Genomic DNA, 24,431 nt, shown 5'->3' with positions numbered 1-24,431 from the left:
AGAGAAAATCATGAGAAGAGGTTTTTTTATGAAATTTTTCCGCTTACTTTGGGTTTTTACTTGGAAGCAAGCACTTTGTTGTATTTTTCCTGGCATTATTTTTATTTCACTCGCACTAACAAAGTTGATTGATATTCCTTTTATCGCGCGTTATGACTTGTTGCTAATCATTTGTCTTGTAGCGCAAATTTTGTTGATAAAGTTTGGACTCGAAACGTGGGACGAGCTGAAAGTGATTATGGTGTTTCATATTATCGGGCTTGGGCTTGAAATTTATAAGGTACATATGGGTTCGTGGAGTTATCCGGAACCTGGTTTAATGAAAATTTTCGGCGTGCCACTTTATAGTGGCTTTATGTATTCAAGCGTGGCGAGTTATATTTGTCAGGCTTGGAAGAGATTTGATCTTCATATGACAAATTGGCCAAATAGTTGGTTGGTTAGTACCCTTTGTATCGCCATTTACGCTAATTTTTTCACGCATCATTTTATTCCTGATTTTCGTTGGATTTTGATTGTTTTAGTACTCGTTTTGTTCCGAAAAACCTATGTTTATTTTAAAGTTAGCGCTACTCAGCTCAAAATGCCTTTATCTTTTTCTTTTTTATGTATAGCATTCTTTATTTATCTTGCTGAGAATATTGCTAGTTTTTACGGTGCTTGGGCTTATCCTGACCAGCTTGTTGCTTGGCGCCCAGTACATGTTTCGAAAATCACGAGTTGGTACTTGCTTGTAATTATTAGTATTATTATCGTCGCACAACTCAAATTCGTTAAACAAAAAATGGAACAGACTCGAGTAACAGTAAAAAGCGAGACCACCGTAAAATAAGTGGTCTCGCTTTTGTTTTAAATTAATTTTAGATGTTCTAACGCTTTATAGACGCCATCTTCATCGACATGATCTGTGACATAATCAGCCACTGCTTTCACTTCATCACGCCCATTCCCCATCGCAACACCAGTTCCGACCGCTTGAAGCATCGCGATATCATTCAGCCCATCGCCAAATGCGTACGTATCTTCCATCGAAAAGCCTAGTTTTTTAATCATTTGTTTGATGCCTTCCGCTTTAGAACCATCTGCTGGACAAACATCTACCGAAACATCATGCCAGCGCAAGAATCCATATTGTTTAAATTCTTCGCGGTAAAAAGCATCATACGACTCTTCGCAAAAAAGTAAACATTGGAAAATATCGCGGCCTTTATAATAATTCGCATCGACTTTAGGATAGTCTCTTTTAATAGAATTCATCCCGATTGTAACGCGGTCATGATCCGGCAAGTTCGCACGCATCGAGTCTTTTCCAGAAAAAACAATTGGATGCTCATGCTCAGATGCAACCGTAATTAGTCGCTCTAAAGATTCTGTTGGTAACGGTTTAGCATAAATTTCTTTACCTTCAAAAATAACATATTGGCCGTTATAGCAAATATAAGAATTAATATCCAGTTCTTTTCTAATTTCGTCGAGCATAAATGGACCTCGACCTGTTGCAATGGCTACATAAACGCCATTTTCTTTCAATTTAGCAATCGCTTGTTTTGCTGATTCGGGAATTTCTTTTGTTTCACCCACAAGCGTGCCATCTACATCAAAAAACACAATTTTACTCATCGATAAACGCCTCAATCCTCTATCCATTTTTAAATCACTTACTTTAAATTATAGCAGAAAATCCACATGATAAAAGGCTTGACAAAATTATTTATGCTTTCTAGTAGCAATTATCTCGATTTATGGTATATTAGAATGAAGGATATAGATCGGATGAACATTTGTAGAACGACAATGGAACGTGAAAAAAAGTTTATAATTACATCTTTTACTCGGAAATTTGTTTCAAATTCCCAAAATAAAGGTATGCAATTATAACGGATAAGAAATTTAACATACGTGCACAGCTATTTTTATACATTAGTCTGTGGTAATTTTTCTTTGTCTTTTTTATGCCTAATTGTTAGTATCTCGTGCACCCATATCCGCTTGCTACTAAGTCCACAACTGAAAGCAGGCCAATGATTATTGAATAATTATAAGATTTTCGACCAGAAAATCTATTTTTAAAAACTAAACTTAAATTTTAAGGAGAGAAAAACATGATTTTTAAAGTATTTTATCAAGAAACACTGACAGAAACACCCGTACGCGAAAAAACACAATCACTATACGTAGAAGCGGAAAGCCAAGTAAAAGTACGCCAACTTTTAAAAGATGAGCCTTTCCACATCGAATTTGTTGAACAAATTAGTGATGCTCACTTAGCTTATGAAAAGGAAAACCCAGACTTCGCGCTCTGGGAAAAATAAGCCTATATGAAATTTGTTAAAAATAATGAGACAGCTGTTTTCGCCCTTGGTGGACTAGGCGAAATCGGTAAAAACACATATGGCGTACAATTTCAAGACGAAATTATTCTAATTGATGCAGGTATCAAATTCCCAGAAGACGAACTTCTTGGTATTGATTATGTTATTCCTGACTACAGTTACTTAGTAAAAAACAAAGATAAGATTAAAGGACTTTTTATCACCCATGGTCATGAAGATCACATCGGTGGCGTTCCTTACCTACTTCGCGATCTTAATATCCCGATTTACGCTGGAAAACTTGCGAGTGCACTTATCCGTAACAAATTAGAAGAACATGGCTTGCTTCGTCAAACCAAAATTTATGAATATGAAGAAGATGACGTTTTTAAATTCAGAAAAACTAGCATCTCTTTCTTCCGTACAACACATAGTATCCCTGATACGTATGGTATTGTTGTCAAAACTCCATCTGGTAACATCGTTCATACAGGTGACTTCAAGTTCGATTTCACACCAGTTGGCGAACCAGCCAACCTGACAAAAATGGCGGAAATTGGTAAAGAAGGCGTTCTTTGTTTACTATCTGATAGTACAAACGCTGAAGTGCCAAATTTCACGATGAGTGAGCGCGTTGTTGGCGAAAGTATTAAAAACATTTTCCGCGATGTAGAAGGTCGAATCATCTTCGCCACTTTTGCATCCAACATCTATCGTTTACAACAAGTAGTTGAATCCTCCATCGAAACTGGCCGTAAAATCGCTGTTTTCGGTCGTAGTATGGAATCTGCTATGGAAATCGGTAAACAATTAGGTTATATTCAAGCACCAAAAGATACATTTATTGATGTGCATCAACTGAATAAAACACCCGCTGGAAATGTGACGATCCTTTGTACAGGAAGTCAAGGTGAACCAATGGCAGCTCTATCAAGAATTGCTAACGGCACGCACCGTCAAATCCAAATTCAACCAGGCGATACGGTAGTCTTCTCGTCTTCTCCAATTCCTGGTAATACAACGAGTGTTAACCGCACAATCAATTTACTTTATCAAGCTGGCGCAGAAGTTATTCACGGTAAAGTGAACAATATCCATACTTCCGGTCACGGTGGTCAACAAGAGCAAAAACTAATGCTACGTTTGATGAAACCTAAATTCTTTATGCCAATTCACGGGGAATTCAGAATGCAGAAAATCCATGCTGAATCCGCTGAAGAATGTGGTGTTCCAGAAGAAAACAGCTTCATTATGGCCAATGGTGATGTGCTTGCTTTAACGAGTGAAACAGCCCATGTCGCTGGTAAAATCCATGCGGCAAGCGTCTATATCGATGGTAGCGGCATTGGCGATATCGGTAATATTGTCCTTCGTGATCGTCGCATTCTTTCTGAAGAAGGCCTTGTAATCGTCGTTGTATCTATTGATATGAAAAATTCTCGTGTCATGGCAGGACCTGATATTATCTCACGCGGTTTCATCTATATGCGTGAATCCGGTAATCTAATCGGAGAAGCTCAAGGCCTCCTAACACGTCACCTAAACAAAGTAATGGAACAAAAAACAACGCAATGGTCTGAAATTAAGAACGAAATTACAGATACGTTGCAACCTTTCTTATATGAGAAAACAAAACGACGTCCAATGATTTTACCAATAATCATGGAAGTATAGTTTCAAAGACGGTAAATGGTTTCAACATCATTTATCGTTTTTTGTTGATTTCTTGCAAAGACGATGGTATGTTTAAACAAACAAAATAGAAAGACGAGGAAAATTTTATGACAGAAACTAGGACTGAAAAGAAGCAAAAAACAACGTCCACTTTTACTAAAGTTATGAAAATTGCTAGTGTAACCCTTTTAGGAATTATCTTTTTCTCAATAACAGGATTAGCAGCGAAGTACTACATCACCGTTCAAAATACCTTTTCAAAAATAAATGTACCACTAGAATCAAGCAATAAAACAGCAAGTGACTTAGAAAAGAAAAAACCCTTTTCTGTATTATTAATGGGTTCAGATGCTCGGCCTGGCGAAACAAATGGTCGTGCTGATACAATTATTCTTGCAACCGCAAATAAAGAACAAAACGCCGTAGAGATGGTTAGTATCCCCCGTGATACAAAAGTAGACTATGGAAATGGCGATATTGGTAAAATTAATGCTTCCTACTCTAAAGGCGGCCCCTCAGGAACCGTCTCAGCCGTTGAAAAGCTTATGCCAGGAGTTCCTGTAGATTATTTCATTTCAATCAATATGGAGGGCTTTAAGGACCTTGTAGACGCTGTTGGTGGTATTACTGTTACTAATGATATCGATTTAACCGTCGTAAATAGCAAATTTGTCAAAGGGGATATTACCTTGAATGGCACAGATGCTTTGCAATATGTACGTATTCGTCATGAAGATCCGCGCGGTGACTTTGGTCGCCAAGATAGACAACGTGATGTTATTATCGGTATTGCGAATAAAGTCGTAAGCTCCTCTGGTGTTTCCAATTTTGAAAGCATCATGAAAGCTGTTGGTGATAATTTCCAAACAAATATGACACTGACTGATATTACTACGATGGCAACCAATTATTCTTCTGTACTAAAAAATGTAGATTCCCAAGAACTTAAAGGTGAAGGGGAAATGATTTATAGCGAGTCTTACGGGTTTAACTTGTATTACTTTGCACCTGAACAAACAGACTTAGAACGCGTGATTTCCATGTTTAAAAAGAGCTTAGATATTACCGAATAAAAATAAAGATGACTGAAGCTAATCAAAGCCTCAGTCATCTTTTTATTTATGTTTGTTAATCAGTGCATCCATCTCGGTAATGACTTTAGCACAAGCTTGTTGGTGATAGGAAAACACAACTTCATAATCCGGTTCTTCCTCTTTTTCCAACGTCACATGGTACAAAATTTCAATATTATTAATTGCCTGCTCGACTAATCGTGTAAAATGGAGCATCGGTTCATCAGATGTTAAACTCGGAACAAAACTGCTGTCTGTCACAATTTGCTCGCGTGTTTTTCTTAAATCTATCAGTTGCTTCCATAACGCTTTTATTTTCGGAGCTAGCTCTTTGGCGTCTTCTGTATTGATGTCGATTGCTTTTATTCGCTCTAACACTTCTTTTTCTTGAGAAATAAACACTTGATTCAATTTTTTGTTTTTCTTTCGCGGATACAGCGCATACACAAGGAACCCGATAGCTAAACCAATCATCGTATCAAAAAGTCTATCTCTTAAAAACACAATGGGTTCCCCGTCCCCTTTTCCGACAAGAACCATTACCGTGATAACGACAATAACCATCGTGAATTTTTTTGTGAATAGATAACTTAACATGACCGCGAGCGCTGCGCCAATTGGAATCATAATATAGTGGTGATTTGGCACGAGCAAATAGACAAATGCGGCAAGTAATCCTCCGACAATTGTTCCGATAATCCGCTCGATGCTTGATTTATACGTCTCCCCTTTACTCATTTGAGCCGTAATATAAATGGCATTAAATACATAAGTTGGGTAAACAATCCAATCCCCCATAATCGGGAAAAGTATCACCGCAATCGTAATACTAATTAATACTTTAGCCACCCGAGGATCAAGAGCGAAACGTTCTCTCATAGAAATCTTTTTCATTTCTTCTCGCCCCCTTCAGCTAATTCAGCCATTCCAACCTTCACCGCTAGAAAGTTCTCAACAAATTTTTTCACGTGAAATGAGGCTACTGGGTCGACTTCTTTTGCATTAATTTCATCAGAAACTTCTACATTAATCTTGGCAAGCGCCTGTTTCGCTTCTTCTGACAATCCAGCTCTGCCAATATCTTCCATCGTTTGCATATGGAAAAATAGTTGCAAATAATTCGGTAGTAACGATTGATACAGTTCCACATGACGCGGATTCGCTTTTTTACTTGTGCTATATTCTTTAATAAACATTTGCGATTGAACAAAAATGCTATATAGCGGTTTTGTTATAAATTTGCCATTATTTTTGAATACACTTTTAATTTCCTTATCAAAAAGCCCTACTAATTGCTTCATGATGGTTTGAACAGTCTTTTCTAGCGGCAAATGGACATATTTTACGACTAGTTGAACGAGTAAAAAGAACACAAACACATCTATTAGCGCCACAATGACCATCACATATAGTGGCATAGGCAAATCGTCCGTTCCAAGGAAATAAAGCGCGGTCCCAATTGCGAGCGTCATCACCATGTATTTCTGCGGCATCATAAAGTTCACCGCTAAAATAACAACAATCATCACAATATAATAAATATACACATTAATCGGGAAAAAATAAGTACTTATAATGACAAATAAACATGCTAACGTGAATGCTAGTGCAATTTGGGGAATAACTTTTCTAGTAATTCCATATGTAGGTTGCATAGAAATAATCCCTATTAGTACTACTATAGGTAATACTCCGGCTAAATCAGGGAAAATAACTGTATGGACGACCACACAAATACTCGCGTAAATAAATGCTTGCAACATTTGAATAAGTCCGCGAGCGCCGATTTTATCAAGCAAAAATTTCTTCATCTGTTCTCTCCCCCTGTCCCTTTAAGTAAAGCTATGTAACTATCATAGAAAATAACTGGCTAGATAGCAAGCAGTAAAGCGTAAACAAGTAAAAAACCTAAGCATATAATCGACATGGCTACATATCTTTTATTCATGCATAGGTTTTATTTTTATTGAATTTTTTCTTGTAAGCGTTCGATATCATCATCTGAACCGATCACAATGAGGATATCACCTTCGTGGAGAACATCATTTGCTTCGGGAGTAATGATCATTTGTTTATCTTTTTTAATGCCGACAATATTCACACCAAAAGAGTTACGGAAATCCAGATCCACCAGGCTTTTTCCTAGGAAGCGCGGATCAGATACCGAAATCTCGACAAGGCTATATTCATCCGAAAGTTCCAGATAATCAAGCATATTTTTCGATACGATATAATGGGCAATTCGGCGTCCCATGTCCCGCTCAGGATGGACAACGCGGTCAGCTCCAATTTTATCAAGCAATTTGGCGTGCTTGTCATTTGTTGCTTTTGCCGTAACGTATTTTACGCCCATTTCTTTTAAAATCAGTGTCGTTAAGATACTCGACTGAATATCTTCCCCAATGGCAACGATTACGTGTTCAAAGTTACGAATACCTAATTGACGAAGCGCATTTTCATCTGTGGAATTGGCGATAACTGCATGGGTCGCAATCGACATATATTCATTTACGCGTTCTTCATCTGAATCAATCGCAAGTACTTCCATTCCTTGCTCGACTAATGAACGACAAATACTTCCACCAAATCGCCCAAGACCGATGACTGCAAATCCTTCTTTCATGTGTGCGTTACCTCCTGGCTACTTTTTTTCTACTAAGTCATGTTTAAATGCATAGATTGCCGCTTGCGTACGATCTTGTACATCTAATTTCGATAAAATATTACTTACATGCGTTTTAACCGTTTTTAACGTGATGAAAAGTTCATCGGCGATTTCTTGGTTAGACTTACCTTCCGCAATTAAAAGCAAGATTTCATTTTCACGATTTGTTAAATCATCATGTAAGTTTTTTTCTGGTTTAGCGGTTAGTCTTTGCATCATTTTGCCCGTTACTTCTGGTTCAAGGACAGAGTCTCCGCCGTATGTAGCACGAATCGCATCTGCAATTTCGCTTGCTGTCGATGTTTTTAGCATATAACTGCTTGCCCCGGCTTCTAATGCTGGGTATACTTTTTCGTCATCAATAAAGCTTGTGACGATGATGATTTTTGCTTCTTTCCAGTTTTGCATAATTTCTTTTGTGGCTTCGATGCCGTCCATTTCGTCCATAACTAAATCCATTAAAATGATATCTGGGCGTAATTCTAAAGCCATATCAGCGCCTTCACGTCCGTTTTCTGCCTCACCAACAACTTCCATGTCATCTTGCACAGAAAGATAAGCTGAAACACCGATACGTACCATTTCATGATCATCTACAAGTAATACTTTTATCATTCGCTTTCCACGTCCTTTTTCGCAACAAGTGGGATTTTTATTTCTACACTAGTTCCTCTTCCTGGGAAACTAATTATTTTGATGGTGCCGCCAAATTCGGCAACGCGTTCTCGCATATTTTGTAAGCCATAAGAGCCTTGGCGAACATTATCCATATCAAAGCCAACGCCATCATCGACAACTTTCATGACAGCTAAATTGTCCATTGTGACTAAACGTACTTCTAATAATTTTGCTTTGGAATGGCGCAAAGTATTGGATAGTAGCTCTTGAACGATACGGAATAAATGATCTTCAATGCCTTTTTGCAAATTAATATCTTCAATTTGCCATTCGACTTCGATAGGCAATTTGGTCGTTAATTCTTTTAATAATTGTTCAATACCAGTTTTAAGCGATTTACCTTCTAGTTGTGTTGGACGTAAATGAAGTAAAAGTGCGCGCATCTCAGATTGGGATTCATTGACGATCGATTCCACCATTTTTAATTGTTTTTGCATGGCTGGAGTGGCGCTTTTTTCGCTTTGTTCATTCAATGCTGATAAAAGCATCATTGCTGCAAAAAGCTGCTGGCTCACTGAATCGTGTAATTCCCGAGCAATCCGGTGCCGTTCCTCTGACAAAATAGCTTCTTTTGTTTGGCCCGTTGATTCCGCGCGATCGCTTGCAAGTTTTTGTGTCAAAATTGTTTGTGCTTTCATTTTATCACGTAAGCGGTCGATTTGCTTGTATACTTGCTGTACTTCTAAAAAGTTTTCGTCTTCTTCGCTCGTAATCTTTTTCTCCAAATCGCCTTGTCCGAGCAGCCGAATCGAGAAGTCAATTGATTCAAACTTTTGCTTCACGAAATAGCCAAGCAAACCGCCAATAATTAACCCAACCGAAATGGCTGTCAGCGGAACAAAGACGACAAAGGGAATGTAAAAGATTTTTTGTTCAATTAAGATTTTATACCAAGAGCCTTCACTAAAAAAATAGTATCCGACTGTACCGATAGCTGTTGCAACGAGTAATAATCCGGAGCAAACAACCATCATTAGTTTCGAAAAGCTCATAGCCTAATCACCTCTAAATCTCCAAAGATTACAGAAGTCATGATTTTCACTTTTCGCGCAGAACTTTCGTAATTATCTGAGTAGACCTTGATGCTATTATTTTGAATAGAGGTGCTTTCTTTATCATATTGAATATTTCCAAAAATTGCGGAGTGTTCGATGCAAATCCCAATATCAAATGGAACGAGAATCCGAATTTTGCCGGACACACTACGAATCATAATAACACTTTCACCAGTTGGAAGAACTGTATTTCCTAAATCGAGAATCGTGTCACCAATTCCCGTTTGAATATTGATATCATCCCATTCATATACGACATCAAGTATACGCTGGTTACCGAACCATTGATTGCGAATAAATTTATCTGTGCGGTCAATCTTGCTGTCCGGTTCTCTCGTTTTAAGCATTAATAATTGAGGTGCCCGCTTTCGACTAATATAGTGAATGATCGCATAAATCCCCGCAACAACAAGTCCTACTTTAAAAGTGGTTGTAAGTAACACGGCGATAATGATAAATACGATACCAATAAATAATGAGTTTCTCGCACTTTTCTTCGTTGCGCTTGCCTTTCTTGAAGTAAAGATGAAAAATATCCCGAGTGCAAACAAAATAAGTAGCTCCCACTGGAATAACATTTCTAGTCCTACACCAACAATAATCGCAATTAAAAATACAAAAACAACCGAGCTTTCCATTTTTTTCAAGCTGACACACCTCCTTGCGTTCATCTTTTGACAAAGTTATTTCTCGATTTTTGCTACTTTGTACATGCTGTGTTTATTATAGCGATGATTTGCTAAAGGAAACAAACCGCGCTAGTTGGAACATGCCCTACTACTTTAGTCGGATGTTTCTTCGGTGATTTTCGTCGTTACACCGTCTTCTTGTGTAATGCGTCGCGCTTTTAATAGGGTGCCAAGTGCGCGCTTGAATTGCGCTTTGCTTATACCAAATTTTGCACGGATAGCATCTGGATCGGATTTATCGCCAAATGGCATTTCCCCACCGACACTTCGTAAATACGTTAAAATCATTTCCGCATCATCATTTAATACTTCATGTGATCTACCACGAAGCGATAAGTTTAGCGAGCCATCTGGTTTTACGGCGATAACACGTGCTTTTACGCGTTCACCCATTCGTGGTTCGGAAGTACGTTCGCTTTCATGAATAAAGCCAATATGGAAATCATCTGTAAATACAAATGAACCTATTTTTAATAAACGATAAATCGTGCCTTCGATGTTTTGGTTAAATAAATCTTGTTCTGCTCGAACGGCAATGGCGCGGAATTGTTCTTCTTCTGCTAGAACACCCCAAACGCGATTTTCTTCATCTACGCGCAGTGCAATCATCACGCGGTCTTCTTTTTTAGGCCATAAGTGCAGTAATGCTGGCAGGTCGTCCAGTGATACAACGACGTCTTTTTCAATGCCGATATCGACAAAAACGCCTAGATGTTTGCGCACTTCTGTTACCGTGCCCCAGCCATAATGTCCTACTTGAATTTTTGGAATAATGGTTGTTGCTGCGATTTCGCGGTCATAGTCCACAAAAATAAATACGGTTACTTCTGCACCAACAGCAAGTTCCGTTTCATGTGTATTTGATTTAGATAAAAAAACAGTTACGTCTTCTTTTTCAAGAAGCCAACCTGTATCTTTGATTTCTTTTACGGTCATTACTTGGCTTTTGCCAATATAGTTATTCACTTTTTTTCCACCTTTTCATTAAGAATAGTCTTGTTTCATTATAGCGTATCTAAGCTTGGAAGGCTACCTGCTACGTAGAATCAGTGATTGTTTATTTGTTGTTGTAATGTAGCGATTTTTTCTTTTAAAATGTCTTTGGAAAAATCACTGGCTTCTCTTGCGGCACTTCCTACATGATAGTCAGTATGATTTAATGTCGCTTGGAAGGTCGCGATGTTTTCGGGTTTGACGCCACTTCCAACTAAAATTTGGAATGAATCGGGGTTTTCTTGACTATCCTGGATCCAGCGTTTTAGGCGCGGCAGGGAATCTAGTGCGCTATCTGTACCGCCAGAAGTGAGTAATTGGTTAATGTCTTTTCCATATGTACGCAAAACTTGGTAACTCGCTTCGATATCTTTGGTTGCTTCCAGTGCTCGGTGGAAAGTAAGGTCTAAATCGCCTTTCCATTCAATCACTTTTTCGAGTAGGGCTTGATCGATTTCGCCGTCTGCTGTAATGCCACCGTAAACAATTCCCGCTACGCCAACTTCTTTTGCAAGCTCGATATCTCGTTCCATTACGATTCTCGCCGGCTCATCATAAACAAACGAAAAACTATGTGGGCGAATCATCATCATTGCTGGTAACTTAGAAGCACGTACGATTTCTTTAATCGCACCATAACTTGGCGTCAGGCCACCTTCACTTATTGCCGAAACTACTTCCATTCTATTCGCGCCGTATTTTTCAGCTAAGTAGGCATCTCTTGGATTTTGAACGATTACTTCTAACATATTATTCCGCTCCTTTTAATTACTAATTACCTTCATTCTACCCTTTTAACACGTAAATGAATACTAAAAAATCCATGAAAAGGAAATTACCCTTTCACGGATTTTTTCGTTCGCTTATTTTAAATTCGTTGTCAATACTGCTGTTTTCCCTGCTTCTGCTTTTGTGACAGTTTGGAAATCAAAATCGTATTTACCTTCTGCACTATTCGTTATAACCATTGGTACAACAGTACTTGCAGCATTTTTTTCGATGAAATCAAAGTCTGCTTCCACGATAGGATCGCCTACTTTTACTTTATCGCCCACACTTACTAAAACATTGAAGCCCTCGCCGTTTAGAGATACCGTTTCTAAGCCAATGTGTACAAGAATTTCTTGTCCCATATCTGTACGAATACCAAAAGCATGCTTCGTTTCCGCAAGTTGAATAATTTTTCCATCTACGGGAGCAACAATTGTGCCTGTTTCTGGTTTAATTGCAATGCCTTCTCCCATCATTTTTTGATTAAAAACTGGATCTGGAACATCTTCTAATGCGATAACTTGTCCAGTGACATGCGCGTATACTACTTCTTGTTTTGTCTTTTTTAGAAATTTTTTAAACATTCATCTTCCTCCTAGCAATTTCATAAATCAACTATTATTTTACCCTTATAGAGAAAAAAAGGCACGGAGAAAGTATCAAGTAAGACTTGAACTTCTTCGTGTCTTTTCAAAAGTTTATTTGCTTGTTTTCAAATCTTCAATGGAATTGATATTCGTCATGTATTTTGGAACTGCAAGGCCAATTTTTGCACCTTTTAAGTTCGGCCCTAAATCTTCAAACTTCCCTTTATAATCTTTGTAGTAGATTCCGGAAGTGTTTGGAAGCCATGCTGCAACCATTCCATCTGCTGCGTCCGTTGCGACAGATGCCCACATTGGTTGAATTTCCATTGCTTGGATCGTCGGTTTGTAGCCAACTTGTTTTAATGCTTCTGCGACAACGTTTGTGGAGGCAATTTCAGAATCCCAAGCTACATAAGTTAACTTGATTTCATCACCATCTACTTTTTCAACGCCATCTGTCCATTTTGCCACTTTTTCTGGATTATTTTTAATCCATTTTTTGGCTGCTTCTTCTGGGTCAACGCCGTCATTCACTTCTAGCATTACCTCAGACATGTCTTCTGCGGTCCAGAAGAAATTATCTAACACTTGGTACGCGGAGGGTTTATCTTCTTTTAAGCCTTTGCGTACGATTGTGTGGATATTTTCTGCGTTACCATAGACATTTTTGGGATCGTCTAAAAATTTCAAATCAAATTTTGTAAACATCCAGTGTGGGGTCCAACCAGTTACAACAATCGGGCGCTTATCTTTCATCGCTTTTTGAAGTGTACTAGTCATTGCCGCAGTCGAACTTGTTTGTAACTGCCAATTATCATCATCTAAATGGTAATCTTTAATCGCATTTTGTGTGGCAAGCATAATTCCTGCTCCTGCATCAATTCCAGTGATTGTATAATTGATTTGTTCGCCTAAATCTTTTTTCGCGTCATAAGGAGCAAGGGTTGTCCCGCAGGCTGCTAAAGTGAAAATAAGCATAGCCAAAACTGCGGTGGTGATTAATTTTTTTAGCAATCTACTCTCCTCCTTATTCTGATTTCGCTTTTTTATTGAAGGCTTGTGTCAGACGGTCTAGGATGATTGCTACAATAACAATCGCAATCCCAGCGACAAATCCACCACCAGCGTCATTACGTCCTACTGCGAAGTAAACACGTGTTCCAAGTCCCATCGCACCGATCATCGAAGCAATTACGACCATAGAAAGTGCTAACATGATACTTTGGTTAATCCCAGCCATCATGGTTGATTTCGCCATTGGTAGCTGTACTTTCCAAAGTTTTTGCCAAGGTGTTGAACCGAACGAATCGGCTGCTTCTACAAGCTCTGTTGAAACTTGGCGAATACCTAGATTAGTCATACGAACAGTTGGAGGCATTGCGAAAATAACAGAAGCCACAACCCCTGGAACCATTCCAATTCCGAAAAATGCTACGGCTGGAATTAAGTAAACAAAGGCCGGCATGGTTTGCATAAAGTCGAGCACCGGTTTAAAGATACTTTCGACGATATTGCTTTTTGCCATCCAAATACCAAGTGGAACCCCGATAACAAGCGCGATTAAACTACTTGTCAGTACGAGCGTTAATGTTTGCGTCATATCACGCCAGAAATCTAAGTTCCAAATTAAAAGTAAACCGACAACTTCAAAAGTAATTAAACCCCATTTTTTGCCTTTACGATTTACCCAAAATGTTCCAAGTACAAGTAAAATTATAAATAACCACGGTGGAACTAAGTCGAACACCCATTGGAATGCGTCCACAATCCCGCCAATGATATTTGTAATTACATTAAAAAATCCTTCAAATTGCGTTAAGCCATCCACTAATTTGTCAATCCAACTAGCTAATGGAATCGTTGGAATATTAGGCATTAACGTTCACCTCGTTTCCAGAAAGTGCGGCCAGAACGGATCCGCGAATGATAATTCCTTTTAGTTTTCCATCTTCTGTTACAGCGATTGGAATCGTCGTTGTCGAGATTGTATCCATAATTTCTGCAAGCGGCGTATCTAGGCCAGTTGTTGGCACATCACGATGTAGAGCCGTTTCAAGTGAAGTAATATTTTCTTTTACAAGTTTTGATACTTCAGCAGCATGGACAATACCAACTAGCTCACGATTACGTTTCACAACGAATACACTGGAAGTTCCAGCTTCACGCATCCGTTTAAGCGCAACACGCGGACCATCTTTTTCAAAATTAACGATTTCTGGACGAATCATCACGTTGCTCGCTGTATAGACTTTCGAACGGTCAACATCTTCAATGAATTTTTCGACGTATTCATTGGCTGGATGTGCCAGAATTTCTTCCGGAGAACCTGTTTGAACGACGGAACCATCACGCATAATCATGATGTGGTCACCAATCCGAAGCGCCTCATCCAGATCATGGGTAATAAAGATAATCGTTTTTTTCATTTTATCTTGTAAATCTAGTAATTGATCTTGCATGTCTTTTCGATTAAGTGGGTCAAGTGCGGAGAATGCTTCATCCATTAATAAAATGTCCGGATTGTTCGCAAGTGCTCTCGCCAGACCTACACGTTGCTGCATCCCACCAGAAAGTTGCGAAGGATATTGATCGCCATAACCAGCTAAACCAACAAGTGCAAGCGATTCTGCTGCATTTTTCTCACGTTCGTCTTTGTCCATTCCTTGAATTTCAAGACCGTATTCAACATTGCGATTAATCGTTCTGTTAGGAAATAAACCAAAGTTTTGGAAGACCATACTCATGCTTTTTCTTCTAACTTCCAAAAGTTCTTTTTTATTTAGACTGGATAGTTCTTTTCCGTCAAGCCAAATTTTTCCGCTCGTAGGCTCAATTAGACGGTTTAAAAGTCGTACCAAAGTCGACTTCCCACTACCAGAAAGCCCCATAATAACGAAAATCTCGCCTTCTTCTACGCTAAAAGATGCTTTATTCACACCAATTGTCGCGCCTGTTTCTTTCAAAATATCTGTTTTCGATTTCCCCTGAGAAAGTAAAGAAGATGCTTTGGAAGCCTTTTTTCCGAAAATCTTCGTTAGCTCTTCTACTTTAATCTTACTCAAAATAAAATCCCCTTTCTTTTTTTAGATTGAATTATTTACTAGGCAAAAATTCGGCCCATATCACTTTTAAAAAAAGCAATAACATTTATCATTGTACACAAGTTTCGGCTTAGTTTCACATCATACAGTTTGGTTTGCGCGTTTTTGAACTTTTGAGAAAGCGCCTCCATCTTACTACAAGAGTGGCTAACAGTTTTTAAATTTTTTTTGAAAAAAAGCGCGATTTTTCGAGAAAAATAGGCGTTTTCTAGTGAAAATTTATTTTTTATAACAGCATTTTTGTAAAATATTTGTTAGAATAGAAAAGGACATTTCATTAGAAAGGGGGAGATGAAATGGATGGAGATCTTTCAAAGGATGTGGACCAAAAGATGAATTTACTCAAAAAGTGGTTCAATTCGATTGATTGGGAACAATTTTGGAATCATATTATTTCTGTTGGGATAAAAATTGCGATATTAATTGTTCTTTATTTTATTTTTCGCGTAGTTGGTAATAAGATTATTCGTAGTTTCTTCCGCAAGTATCGGCAGCAACAAGCCGTTTCTGTTGGTCGGGCGGATACGTTAGAGAGCTTAATTTCTAATTTTTACGGTTATGTTTTATTTTTCACTTTTGCGATTTTATTATTACAGAACTTTATGGACGTTACAGCGATTATTGCGAGCGCTGGGGTTGCGAGTTTGGCAATCGCGTTTGGTGCACAAGGGCTTGTTAGTGACGTGGTAACTGGATTTTTTATTCTGCTTGAACGACAACTTGATGTTGGCGATACGATTACAATTGGGCTCGTCAATGGAACTGTTGAGGCACTGGGACTTAGAACAACGCAGGTACGTGATTTTGATGGCACGCTTCATTTCATTCCTAACCGACAAATTATGGTCGTTAGTAATCATTCGCGCGGCAATATGCGAGTAATGGTGGACATTCAAATTAGTCCGCATGAAGATCCGGAAAAAGCAATTGCAATTATTAGTGAGGTTTGTGAAGTTGCTGCAAAAGAAAACAAAAATATCGTAGAACCCCCTGTTGTGTTAGGTGTGCAAAACATCGATGCAACAAATATGATGATTCGAGTGGTAGGTAAAGCCGTGAACGGTGAGCAGTACTCTGTTCAACGCGATTTACTCAAAGATATCCGCGAAGCACTCGCAGAAAATGAAATCGAATTACCGCTCAATTTTGTAAGCACATTCGGACCAAATAATAATTAAAAAGACGTAAATTCGCTCATTTCGAGAACGAATTTACGTCTTTTTATTTACTTTCCAAAAATTGCACTAATACATCAATGGCAAATGGAATCGCTTCTTCTTTTGGATTAAGTTTCGCGTGATGCAAACTGTACTCCGAATCCACACCCAACCAAAACATAAACCCTTTAATTTCGGATAAAAAGTAACCAAAGTCTTCGCCAGTCATCGCCGAACGTGCTGGCACATAACTTTCAGGATAACGTTCTTCTAAAAAGTGGATAAATTCTTCGGTTTCAGCCGGATCATTGTCCACTTGGTAATAATCTGATCCTGGATGAAATTCCACTTCACATTGGTAAGCCTCTTCCCAGCCTTTAGCAAGCTGTTTTAAACGAGTCCAAACTATCTCCATTGTTTCCGGTGAAAGCGTCCGAATCGTCCCATCTAAATAAGCCGTTTCCGCAATGACATTTTGAATTTCCCCGCCGTGAATCCGACCAATCGTAATAACCGCGCTATCCATTGGATCGATATTTCGGCTTATAATCGTCTGCATTTGCCCTACGAAGGCGCTTGCCGCAACAACCATATCATTCGCCAAATGCGGATACGCCGCGTGCCCGCCTTTTCCTTTAAACGAGATAAAGAGTTCGGATGTATTGGCAAACAGTAAGCCGGGTTTAATCGCAATTTCACCGACTTTGTATTCTGGTGCGATATGAAGTCCGTAAATGCTATCTGGGCGCCATTCAGCAAATTCCGCGCTTTCCATGATTGGTTTGGCGCCGCCCGGTCCTTCTTCGGCTGGTTGGAACACGAATAGTAGATTATCTTTGGCTGGTTTACTCGCAAAATGCGTCAACACACCAAGCGCGATACTCATATGTAAATCATGTCCACAAGCATGCATATTACCTGGATGTTTTGATGCAAAGGCTAAACCCGTTTCTTCTGTAATTGGTAAGGCATCAATATCCGTACGATAGCCAATTGTTTTTTCGGGGTTCGATCCCTTCACTAAAACTAAAATTCCCGTGCGCCATTTTTTCACTTCTAAATGTTCGTTCGGTAATTTGCTAATATAATCTAATAAATAAGCTTGTGTTTTCAACTCTTTGTAACCTGTTTCAGGAATTTGGTGTAAATCACGTCGAATGGCAATAAATTCATTTAACATGGCGACTCTCTCCTTCTAAAAAAGGACTGCTCCGCCAACAGACGAAACAGTTCCCTTTGATTTTTTAAAGTTGGCGAAGTTCTTGCATGATTTCTGTTTTAGACGCTGTTTTTGCATCTAATTTTTTAAGTTCACGTGCAGGAATTCCGGCTACAACTGTTCCAGGAGCTACATCTTTTGTAACGATTGCGCCCGCTGCTACAACTGCGCCTTCTCCAATACGTACGCCTTCTAAAACAACAACGTTCGCGCCAACAACCACATTATCTTCTACGATTACTGGTTGTGCGGATGGTGGTTCTACTACGCCGGCAAGGACAGAACCTGCACCAATATGGCAATTTTTACCAACTGTTGCGCGGCCGCCAAGAACAACATTCATATCAATCATTGTACCGTCGCCGATAACAGAACCGATATTAATGCTTGCTCCCATCATAATTACCGCATTGTCGCCAATTGTTACTTGGTCGCGAATCACTGCGCCAGGCTCAATACGTGCATTAATATTTTTCATATCTAACAAAGGAATAGCGGAGTTACGACGATCATTTTCGATCACGTAATCTTCAATATTCGCTTTATTTGCTTCTAATAATGGCTCAACAACTGCCCATTCTCCAAAAATAGTTCCCGCATTTCCAGTAATGAATGTTTTTACATCACTTGGGAAATCGATTTTTTCTAAGTCCCCTTTAAGGTAAACTTTGACTGGTGTTGCTTTCTTGCTATTTTGAATAAAAGAAATAATTTGGTGTGCATCCATTTGTTCCATGAATTTTTGTCCCCTTCCGATATGTTCTGCTTTCTATTTTGCCATAGCTATTTAACTTGTTCAAGGAATTTATCTGTTATTTCTAAAAACGCCTTCACTTGTGGTAAACTGAGTGACTGTTCGTAAGTCAGTAAATTCGTTTCGCGACTTAAAATCGAGCCATCTTTTTCTGTTAGTGGGATTTTGTTGATTTTGTCCGTATAACCTAACATCGTCACTTCCGGTAAAATCGCAAAACCAATACCATTTAAGGCCATTTGTCTTGAGGTTTCCATTTGATCCATCAGCATTGCTTGACGTGGCATTTTCCCGAAATTACGTTGCCAGTAGTCTTGAATAACTTGGTAATAATTCGAATCACTGCGAAATTGGATAAATGGTCGATTGGTTTGGAAAACTTCTTCAATTTTTGTGATTTCAGTGTCTACTAAAATTAATTTGTCATTAAATAATGGTTTTTGAACGCTTTTCCAAGTGGAATTTCCACGAACAATCCCGATATGAACATTGCCGGCAGCTAATTGTTGCGTTACTTCGCTGCTCCAACCCGTGACAAGCGAAATTTGCACGTTTGGATAGGCTCTTGAGAAAGCTTTTAGGACGCGCGGTAGCCACATTTGTGCAACTACGCTCGCACAGGCAATTCGTAGTGTTCCCCGCACGACACCTTCCATCGCTTCGAGTTTCTCTTGGATAGTATGCTCACGCTCAATAACGCTAGATGCATGGCGAACAATTGCTTCTCCTTCTGGGGTTAGCAATAGTCCTTTTTGTGTACGAATAAAGATTTTGGTGTTCCATCTGCTTTCAATTGTTTGCAGGCGTTGTGACAAAGCTGGCTGACTTAAAAAGAGCTTTTCCGCACTTTTACGCATATTAAGTTCTTCCGCTAAACAAACAAGTAATTCATATTCTGTGACAATCATCTATTTTCCTCCACCTGTAAATGAATATAGCGATTGACTTGTTTTAACACAACACGCCTTGTTACTATTCCTTCAAAATGGTGGTCAGCATCTACAACACAAACAAAAGGATGATCTACAAGTAAGTGTACAATTCGCTCGTTATTGTTAAAATCTTTAATTACCGGGAAATCAGTTTGCATGACATCTTCTACTTTTAAATCTTCTAATCGTTCAAACTCGATACGTTCGAGTCCAAGTATCGCATCCGTAATCATTGCTGCACTTATTAATCCATGGAGTTTAAATTCAAAGTCTAGTACAGGAATAACTGAATAACCGCATTTAGTTAAAACAAGTAGTGCATGTTCTAAGTTATTACCAAGCTGCACATGGGCAACCTTTTCAGCGGAAATCATAGAATCAGCTAGTTCATTGTCAATAAATTGTCCAAATCTATTTGAGATCATTTAGAATCTTCCTCTTCCTTGTATTTTCAAGCTCTACGAAGTTTCTTTCAACTTTTTAAAATAAAGCGAAACTTTTCCATCTCCTATTCTACCATACTATTTAGTCTGATTTCTTTCATTTAGCGCTTGAAAATAAAAAAAGCTGTGAATAAATATTCACAGCCTCTAAGTAAATAACCGGATTGTCCGATTTTTACCTTCTTATTCGTTTTCTTGTAATGTTTCAAAAATTTCGATAGCCGTCATGTCAATATCATCAAACTGATATTTACTGTTGTCGCCATAGATTTCTACTTCAAATGAGTTAGAAGCTTGGAAAAACTTCACTTCGCACACAGGCGTACCATTTTTTTCAAAACGTCTTGCTTGTGTTTCAGCAGACTCATCTTCTTGCATTGCATGTAAACGTTGAATAATTCCCAATAACTGAGACATCTTACCTCTCCTCTCAAATCCACCATCTGACGTGCAAAAATGGGCATACCTTGCTGTAGTACACGCGTGGCAATGCTTTTTCACATATTTCCTCATAGTTGGTTTCTTCGCCATATCTTATTTCTTTCACTATACTACCAAATTTTATCGCAAACCGCACGTATAACGCAAGGGTTCTGGAAATATTCAGAAAAAGAAATTATTTTAAATTAACCAGAAAGACACGATTTACCTAATTTTATGCGTATTTCATTCCAAAAAAAGACTATCAAAAGGCATTCACTTTTTGACAGTCTTTTGATTATTAAAATTCGTTTTTTCGATTAGCGGTAGAGCTTATAATCATTTTCGTAGCTCGCACAATGGTTTTATGACGATTGAATCCTTTGACACAAATCGTTTGATCACCAATTGTTGCGAATACTTCCCCCCATGAACCACAAGGATTAAAGCCATAAGCATGTATTTTTAGCAAGCCATCTTTTGTTGGAAAAAAGAGAGCTTCATATTTACCTGGTTTAGTCATATCCGGCGGCCCCTTCCACATTTAACTAATCACTTCTAAATGAAAATGATTATCATTATTAAAACTATCTTATAGCATTCCAAATAAAAGTGCAAGGGTTTTTAGTAATATTTTCAGACATTTTGCTTTTCTTCCTTTTTAAGCTATAATGGAATGAAATTACGAAGCTTACTCCCACCTAATTTTCACGGGATTTTCTTATAAAGAAAGGTGACGAAAATGACAAAATCAATTCGACCAGAATTACGTGACATCCAAGTAAGTGGTATCAGAACGTTTAATACACGAGTAACGGGCATTCCCGATATGATTCGCTTAACACTTGGCGAACCTGACTTTCCAACACCAGAACATGTCAAACAAGCAGCTATTTCAGCAATAGAAGAAAATTTCACCAACTACACACCCAACGCAGGCATGCCAGAATTGCTAGAAGCGGCCTCTACCTACTTTCACGAAAAATATGACCTAACTTACACAAATAAAGAAATAATCGTCACAGTGGGCGCTACAGAAGCTATTTCAGTTGCCTTGCAAACCATTTTAGAACCAGGTGATGAAGTAATTTTACCTGACCCAATTTATCCTGGCTATGAACCACTTATTACTTTGAATAAAGCACAACCAATCAAAGTCGATACAACCGAGACGAATTTCAAATTAACACCGGAACAATTACGTGCGCATATTACACCTAAAACGAAAGCCTTAATCATACCGTATCCTTCCAATCCAACGGGCGTAACTTTGACCAAAGAAGAACTTGCGGCACTAGCAGACGTCCTGAAAGATACAGGAATTTTCGTGATTGCTGATGAAATTTATAGCGAACTAACCTATCACGAAGAGCACGTGAGCATCGCGCCAATGTTGAAAGAACAAACAATTGTTATCAATGGCTTATCTAAGTCTCATGCGATGATTGGCTGGCGAATAGGCTTCTTGCTTGCCCCAGAAAGTCTCACAACCGAAATGTTAAAAATCCATCAATATTCCGTTACATGCGCTAGTTCGATTTCCCAAAAAGCGGCATTAGAAGCACTTACAAACGGAAAAGATGACGCGTTCCAAATGCGCACTGAGTATAAAACAAGAGCTAATTTCACACAAGACCGTTTAGAAAAAATGGGATTTACTGTTATTCCTCCCGATGGCGCATTTTACTTCTTTGTTAAGCTGCCAGATACGATCCAAGAAAATTCCTTTGACTGGGCCGTTAAACTAGCGGAAGAAGCCAAAGTAGCTGTCGTTCCCGGCAATGCTTTTTCAGAAAAAGGCGACCGTTATTTCCGCCTTTCTTACGCTACTTCTTTTAATAATTTAGCAGAAGCATTAGACCGAATGGCTGCTTTTATAGAAAAATAAAAAATAGCCCAACCTAGTGGTTGGGCTATTTTTTAACGGTAATATTTAATTAAAGCCTGTGTTCCTTCTTCGCTTAAACCTCGCTCTGCTAATGTTTGGTACATTTTTTCTGCTAAAAGTAAGCCTGGTAATTCAAGTCCCATTTGTTTCGCTTCAGAAATCGCGATTCCCATGTCTTTAATAAAATGTTTAATAAAGAATCCCGGTGAAAAATCATCTTTTAATACGCGTGGAATCAAATTAGAAAGCGACCAACTTCCCGCTGCTCCGCCAGAAATTGACTCAAGGACGCGCGACGGATTAAGTCCTGCCGTTTCCGCATAAATGATGGCTTCAGTTACGCCAATCATATTGGATGCAATGGCAATTTGATTGACCATTTTAGTGTGCTGTCCTGCTCCAGCGGTTCCTTGTAGTACCACACTGCTTCCAAGGATTTCAAAGATTGGTTTCACTTGAAGAAATGTCTCTTCTGCTCCGCCAACCATAATAGCTAATGTGCCATTTTTCGCGCCGATGTCGCCACCAGAAACAGGCGCATCCAGCATTCCAATTTCTTTTTGGATAGCAACTTCCGCCATTTTTTGCGCTAATGCAGGGGATGAAGTCGTCATATCCACCGCAACAGATCCAGCTGCTAGGTTTTCTAAAATGCCATTTTCGCCTAAATATAAGGCTTCTACATCTTGTGGATAACCTACCATTGAAATCAATACATCTACTTTACTTGCAAGTCCAGCCGGCGTTTCTTCCCAGTGTGCGCCTTTGCTCAATAACCCTTCCGCTTTGGTTTTCGTGCGCGTATAAATAAATACTTCATAGCCAGCTTCTAGCAAATGCCCCGCCATGCTCGCACCCATCACACCTGTACCAACAAATCCAATTTTCTCCATCATTTCAGCCTCCTAACTAAAAGTAATACCAATAATTCCTAAAAACACAAAAAACAATACTAATAAACCGAGTAAAATCAGATGTGCTTTTTTATACATCACCGTAATCGCGATAAATTCTCGGATTAACGCATTGGGCATATAGTATAAAGCCGTTTTTGCACCAATTCCCTGACTTTTCAAACCAGCTTTTCTTGCATAAATACCCGCCCGAAACAAATGAAAATTATTCGTTGAAAATAAACTATGATAACTTGGCATAATCGCATCCATTTTCGCTTTTGAGAATTTCATATTTTGCAGGGTGTTCACTGATTTATCTTCCATAATAATAAAATCTTCATCGATACCTTGGTCAATCAAATAACCTCGCATTGCTTCCGCTTCAGAAATAGTCTCATTAGCACCTTGACCACCAGAAACGATAAATGTCGCCCGTTTGCCTTTTTTAGCATATTGCTTGTCGTAGAACTTGATTGCGCGATTCAGTCGACTAGCAAGCAGCGGTGGTACTCTGTCGCCTCCTATCAAGCCACTCCCAAGCACAATCAAAAAATCTTGATTATACCTCGGAAAGTTAAATTGGTAGAGAAACGTAGATAAAAGAAACGATAAAAATAAGAACGAAAAATAACCAACTAATGCCACGATAAAGACAATCGCAATCCCAAGAATCGGACTACCTGTTTTTAAAATGCTAACAAACCACGTAATAATCAACGCTAAAATACCTAGACCAATAATTAACGGCAGCATATTGGCTAATTTACGCCCTTCTCGTTTTAACATTAACCGCCCGTTGACAATGAGCATCGTTGCAATCCCAATAACAAAAAACGGAATAAGTAACACTAATAAAAGTAATACCGTTCCCATAATCGAGACGAGTAGCTCATTCCCTTTTGAAAAAGTAGCATAAACAACCGAAAGCACTGAAAAAAATAGCGCCATTGTCAAAACAATCCCATTGCTAATTCGTCGTCTATCTATAATCGACAAAACAATGAAAAGTAGCAGAAAAAAGCCTGCTAATATGTAGATAACCAACCTTGTTGCCCCCTTTAAAACTAACTTTCCTCCCAATTATACTTGGGAGGCTTCTATTTCACAACATAAAAAGACCTAGA

Annotated in this window: 27 protein-coding genes; 6 read left to right on the top strand and 21 right to left on the bottom strand. The window is 38.7% G+C overall.

Annotation, left to right across the window (positions count from 1 at the left end; all coding sequences use genetic code 11):
• Positions 1-28 precede the first annotated feature (28 nt).
• Positions 29-832 (top strand): DUF817 domain-containing protein, encoded by an 804-nt coding sequence (locus HCJ30_RS04035; RefSeq protein WP_185391069.1) that lies wholly within the window; start codon positions 29-31, stop codon positions 830-832.
• A 17-nt stretch (positions 833-849) separates the two neighbouring features.
• On the opposite strand, the gene HCJ30_RS04030 is transcribed toward HCJ30_RS04035, so the two are convergent.
• On the bottom strand, positions 850-1,620 hold the full coding sequence (locus HCJ30_RS04030; RefSeq protein WP_185391068.1) for a Cof-type HAD-IIB family hydrolase: 771 nt from the start codon (positions 1,618-1,620) through the stop codon (positions 850-852).
• Positions 1,621-2,102: 482 nt separating this feature from the next.
• Here HCJ30_RS04030 and rpoY point away from each other — a divergent pair, with 482 nt between their 5' ends.
• The 3 genes from rpoY (at position 2,103) to HCJ30_RS04015 (ending at position 5,059) form a co-directional block, all read left to right on the top strand.
• Positions 2,103-2,312, top strand: coding sequence for a DNA-directed RNA polymerase subunit epsilon (rpoY, locus tag HCJ30_RS04025; RefSeq protein WP_185391067.1), 210 nt, complete (start codon positions 2,103-2,105; stop codon positions 2,310-2,312).
• A gap of 6 nt (positions 2,313-2,318) precedes the next feature.
• Positions 2,319-3,986 (top strand): ribonuclease J1, encoded by a 1,668-nt coding sequence (rnjA, locus tag HCJ30_RS04020; RefSeq protein WP_003722651.1) that lies wholly within the window; start codon positions 2,319-2,321, stop codon positions 3,984-3,986.
• Positions 3,987-4,093: 107 nt separating this feature from the next.
• On the top strand, positions 4,094-5,059 hold the full coding sequence (locus tag HCJ30_RS04015; RefSeq protein WP_185391066.1) for an LCP family glycopolymer transferase: 966 nt from the start codon (positions 4,094-4,096) through the stop codon (positions 5,057-5,059).
• A 42-nt stretch (positions 5,060-5,101) separates the two neighbouring features.
• Here the strand turns inward: HCJ30_RS04015 and HCJ30_RS04010 are convergent, their stop codons facing one another.
• From HCJ30_RS04010 to HCJ30_RS03955, 12 genes are all read right to left on the bottom strand, one after another.
• Complete coding sequence (locus HCJ30_RS04010) at positions 5,102-5,953, bottom strand: FUSC family protein (RefSeq protein ID WP_185391065.1); 852 nt, start codon at positions 5,951-5,953, stop codon at positions 5,102-5,104.
• Positions 5,950-6,870, bottom strand: coding sequence for a hypothetical protein (locus HCJ30_RS04005; RefSeq protein ID WP_185391064.1), 921 nt, complete (start codon positions 6,868-6,870; stop codon positions 5,950-5,952). Before HCJ30_RS04005 ends, HCJ30_RS04010 begins: the two co-directional genes overlap by 4 nt.
• Before the next feature lie 152 nt (positions 6,871-7,022).
• Entirely contained in the window at positions 7,023-7,682 is a 660-nt protein-coding gene (locus tag HCJ30_RS04000; RefSeq protein ID WP_003719245.1) for a potassium channel family protein, read from the bottom strand.
• An 18-nt stretch (positions 7,683-7,700) separates the two neighbouring features.
• Positions 7,701-8,339, bottom strand: coding sequence for a response regulator (locus tag HCJ30_RS03995; protein ID WP_003722886.1), 639 nt, complete (start codon positions 8,337-8,339; stop codon positions 7,701-7,703).
• Positions 8,336-9,394, bottom strand: coding sequence for a sensor histidine kinase (locus HCJ30_RS03990; protein WP_185391063.1), 1,059 nt, complete (start codon positions 9,392-9,394; stop codon positions 8,336-8,338). The genes HCJ30_RS03995 and HCJ30_RS03990 overlap by 4 nt, the downstream gene beginning before the upstream one ends.
• A complete protein-coding gene (gene liaF, locus HCJ30_RS03985; RefSeq protein ID WP_003734006.1) occupies positions 9,391-10,104 on the bottom strand; it encodes a cell wall-active antibiotics response protein LiaF in 714 nt (237 codons plus the stop codon). The genes HCJ30_RS03990 and liaF overlap by 4 nt, the downstream gene beginning before the upstream one ends.
• Positions 10,105-10,239: 135 nt before the next feature.
• Entirely contained in the window at positions 10,240-11,112 is an 873-nt protein-coding gene (locus HCJ30_RS03980) for a CvfB family protein (protein ID WP_185391062.1), read from the bottom strand.
• Positions 11,113-11,192: 80 nt separating this feature from the next.
• Entirely contained in the window at positions 11,193-11,888 is a 696-nt protein-coding gene (locus HCJ30_RS03975; protein ID WP_185391061.1) for a copper homeostasis protein CutC, read from the bottom strand.
• Positions 11,889-12,002: 114 nt separating this feature from the next.
• The gene (locus HCJ30_RS03970) at positions 12,003-12,494 is read right to left on the bottom strand and encodes a PTS sugar transporter subunit IIA (protein WP_185391060.1); all 492 of its coding nucleotides are present in this window, start codon (positions 12,492-12,494) and stop codon (positions 12,003-12,005) included.
• A gap of 114 nt (positions 12,495-12,608) precedes the next feature.
• Entirely contained in the window at positions 12,609-13,511 is a 903-nt protein-coding gene (locus HCJ30_RS03965) for a glycine/betaine ABC transporter substrate-binding protein (RefSeq protein ID WP_003734321.1), read from the bottom strand.
• 13 nt (positions 13,512-13,524) lie between these two features.
• Positions 13,525-14,373 carry an ABC transporter permease gene (locus HCJ30_RS03960; protein WP_008947397.1) on the bottom strand — a complete coding sequence of 283 codons (849 nt, stop codon included), beginning with the start codon at positions 14,371-14,373 and terminating at the stop codon, positions 13,525-13,527.
• Positions 14,366-15,559: a quaternary amine ABC transporter ATP-binding protein gene (locus HCJ30_RS03955; protein WP_185391059.1), complete on the bottom strand. Its 1,194-nt coding sequence runs from the start codon at positions 15,557-15,559 to the stop codon at positions 14,366-14,368. The genes HCJ30_RS03960 and HCJ30_RS03955 overlap by 8 nt, the downstream gene beginning before the upstream one ends.
• A gap of 371 nt (positions 15,560-15,930) precedes the next feature.
• Here HCJ30_RS03955 and HCJ30_RS03950 point away from each other — a divergent pair, with 371 nt between their 5' ends.
• Positions 15,931-16,776 (top strand): mechanosensitive ion channel family protein, encoded by an 846-nt coding sequence (locus HCJ30_RS03950; RefSeq protein ID WP_185391583.1) that lies wholly within the window; start codon positions 15,931-15,933, stop codon positions 16,774-16,776.
• Positions 16,777-16,819: 43 nt separating this feature from the next.
• Here HCJ30_RS03950 and HCJ30_RS03945 read toward each other — a convergent pair whose 3' ends face one another.
• The 6 genes from HCJ30_RS03945 to HCJ30_RS03920 form a co-directional block, all read right to left on the bottom strand.
• Positions 16,820-17,935 carry an N-acetyldiaminopimelate deacetylase gene (locus tag HCJ30_RS03945; RefSeq protein ID WP_185391058.1) on the bottom strand — a complete coding sequence of 372 codons (1,116 nt, stop codon included), beginning with the start codon at positions 17,933-17,935 and terminating at the stop codon, positions 16,820-16,822.
• A 64-nt stretch (positions 17,936-17,999) separates the two neighbouring features.
• On the bottom strand, positions 18,000-18,710 hold the full coding sequence (dapD, locus tag HCJ30_RS03940) for a 2,3,4,5-tetrahydropyridine-2,6-dicarboxylate N-acetyltransferase (RefSeq protein WP_003729819.1): 711 nt from the start codon (positions 18,708-18,710) through the stop codon (positions 18,000-18,002).
• Positions 18,711-18,757: 47 nt separating this feature from the next.
• On the bottom strand, positions 18,758-19,636 hold the full coding sequence (gene ccpC, locus HCJ30_RS03935) for a transcriptional regulator CcpC (protein ID WP_061387923.1): 879 nt from the start codon (positions 19,634-19,636) through the stop codon (positions 18,758-18,760).
• Positions 19,633-20,085 (bottom strand): cyclic-di-AMP-binding protein CbpB, encoded by a 453-nt coding sequence (gene cbpB / locus HCJ30_RS03930; RefSeq protein ID WP_003726554.1) that lies wholly within the window; start codon positions 20,083-20,085, stop codon positions 19,633-19,635. The genes ccpC and cbpB overlap by 4 nt, the downstream gene beginning before the upstream one ends.
• Before the next feature lie 201 nt (positions 20,086-20,286).
• A complete protein-coding gene (locus HCJ30_RS03925; RefSeq protein ID WP_003719227.1) occupies positions 20,287-20,520 on the bottom strand; it encodes a YkuJ family protein in 234 nt (77 codons plus the stop codon).
• Positions 20,521-20,824: 304 nt separating this feature from the next.
• Positions 20,825-21,046 (bottom strand): hypothetical protein, encoded by a 222-nt coding sequence (locus HCJ30_RS03920; RefSeq protein ID WP_008947388.1) that lies wholly within the window; start codon positions 21,044-21,046, stop codon positions 20,825-20,827.
• A 219-nt stretch (positions 21,047-21,265) separates the two neighbouring features.
• Between HCJ30_RS03920 and HCJ30_RS03915 the strand changes: the two genes are divergently transcribed.
• Positions 21,266-22,411 (top strand): aminotransferase class I/II-fold pyridoxal phosphate-dependent enzyme, encoded by a 1,146-nt coding sequence (locus tag HCJ30_RS03915; RefSeq protein ID WP_185391057.1) that lies wholly within the window; start codon positions 21,266-21,268, stop codon positions 22,409-22,411.
• Positions 22,412-22,443: 32 nt separating this feature from the next.
• Here HCJ30_RS03915 and HCJ30_RS03910 read toward each other — a convergent pair whose 3' ends face one another.
• On the bottom strand, positions 22,444-23,304 hold the full coding sequence (locus HCJ30_RS03910; protein WP_185391582.1) for an NAD(P)-dependent oxidoreductase: 861 nt from the start codon (positions 23,302-23,304) through the stop codon (positions 22,444-22,446).
• 12 nt (positions 23,305-23,316) lie between these two features.
• Complete coding sequence (locus HCJ30_RS03905) at positions 23,317-24,351, bottom strand: YdcF family protein (RefSeq protein WP_185391056.1); 1,035 nt, start codon at positions 24,349-24,351, stop codon at positions 23,317-23,319.
• Between the last annotated feature and the right edge of the window lie 80 nt (positions 24,352-24,431).

Source organism: Listeria cossartiae subsp. cossartiae (assembly GCF_014224155.1).
GTDB classification, from domain to species: domain Bacteria; phylum Bacillota; class Bacilli; order Lactobacillales; family Listeriaceae; genus Listeria; species Listeria cossartiae.
This window is presented reverse-complemented; position numbering and strand designations above follow the sequence as displayed.

Bases quoted from the DNA above. Each gene is read 5' to 3' on its own strand.
- HCJ30_RS04035 (WP_185391069.1), top strand. From the start codon at position 29: ATGAAATTTTTCCGCTTACTTTGGGTTTTTACTTGGAAGCAAGCACTT.
- HCJ30_RS04030 (WP_185391068.1), bottom strand. From the start codon at position 1,620: ATGAGTAAAATTGTGTTTTTTGATGTAGATGGCACGCTTGTGGGTGAA.
- rpoY (WP_185391067.1), top strand. From the start codon at position 2,103: ATGATTTTTAAAGTATTTTATCAAGAAACACTGACAGAAACACCCGTA.
- rnjA (WP_003722651.1), top strand. From the start codon at position 2,319: ATGAAATTTGTTAAAAATAATGAGACAGCTGTTTTCGCCCTTGGTGGA.
- HCJ30_RS04015 (WP_185391066.1), top strand. From the start codon at position 4,094: ATGACAGAAACTAGGACTGAAAAGAAGCAAAAAACAACGTCCACTTTT.
- HCJ30_RS04010 (WP_185391065.1), bottom strand. From the start codon at position 5,953: ATGAAAAAGATTTCTATGAGAGAACGTTTCGCTCTTGATCCTCGGGTG.
- HCJ30_RS04005 (WP_185391064.1), bottom strand. From the start codon at position 6,870: ATGAAGAAATTTTTGCTTGATAAAATCGGCGCTCGCGGACTTATTCAA.
- HCJ30_RS04000 (WP_003719245.1), bottom strand. From the start codon at position 7,682: ATGAAAGAAGGATTTGCAGTCATCGGTCTTGGGCGATTTGGTGGAAGT.
- HCJ30_RS03995 (WP_003722886.1), bottom strand. From the start codon at position 8,339: ATGATAAAAGTATTACTTGTAGATGATCATGAAATGGTACGTATCGGT.
- HCJ30_RS03990 (WP_185391063.1), bottom strand. From the start codon at position 9,394: ATGAGCTTTTCGAAACTAATGATGGTTGTTTGCTCCGGATTATTACTC.
- HCJ30_RS03975 (WP_185391061.1), bottom strand. From the start codon at position 11,888: ATGTTAGAAGTAATCGTTCAAAATCCAAGAGATGCCTACTTAGCTGAA.
- HCJ30_RS03970 (WP_185391060.1), bottom strand. From the start codon at position 12,494: ATGTTTAAAAAATTTCTAAAAAAGACAAAACAAGAAGTAGTATACGCG.
- HCJ30_RS03960 (WP_008947397.1), bottom strand. From the start codon at position 14,373: ATGCCTAATATTCCAACGATTCCATTAGCTAGTTGGATTGACAAATTA.
- HCJ30_RS03950 (WP_185391583.1), top strand. From the start codon at position 15,931: ATGAATTTACTCAAAAAGTGGTTCAATTCGATTGATTGGGAACAATTT.
- HCJ30_RS03945 (WP_185391058.1), bottom strand. From the start codon at position 17,935: ATGTTAAATGAATTTATTGCCATTCGACGTGATTTACACCAAATTCCT.
- dapD (WP_003729819.1), bottom strand. From the start codon at position 18,710: ATGGAACAAATGGATGCACACCAAATTATTTCTTTTATTCAAAATAGC.
- ccpC (WP_061387923.1), bottom strand. From the start codon at position 19,636: ATGATTGTCACAGAATATGAATTACTTGTTTGTTTAGCGGAAGAACTT.
- cbpB (WP_003726554.1), bottom strand. From the start codon at position 20,085: ATGATCTCAAATAGATTTGGACAATTTATTGACAATGAACTAGCTGAT.
- HCJ30_RS03925 (WP_003719227.1), bottom strand. From the start codon at position 20,520: ATGTCTCAGTTATTGGGAATTATTCAACGTTTACATGCAATGCAAGAA.
- HCJ30_RS03920 (WP_008947388.1), bottom strand. From the start codon at position 21,046: ATGACTAAACCAGGTAAATATGAAGCTCTCTTTTTTCCAACAAAAGAT.
- HCJ30_RS03915 (WP_185391057.1), top strand. From the start codon at position 21,266: ATGACAAAATCAATTCGACCAGAATTACGTGACATCCAAGTAAGTGGT.
- HCJ30_RS03910 (WP_185391582.1), bottom strand. From the start codon at position 23,304: ATGGAGAAAATTGGATTTGTTGGTACAGGTGTGATGGGTGCGAGCATG.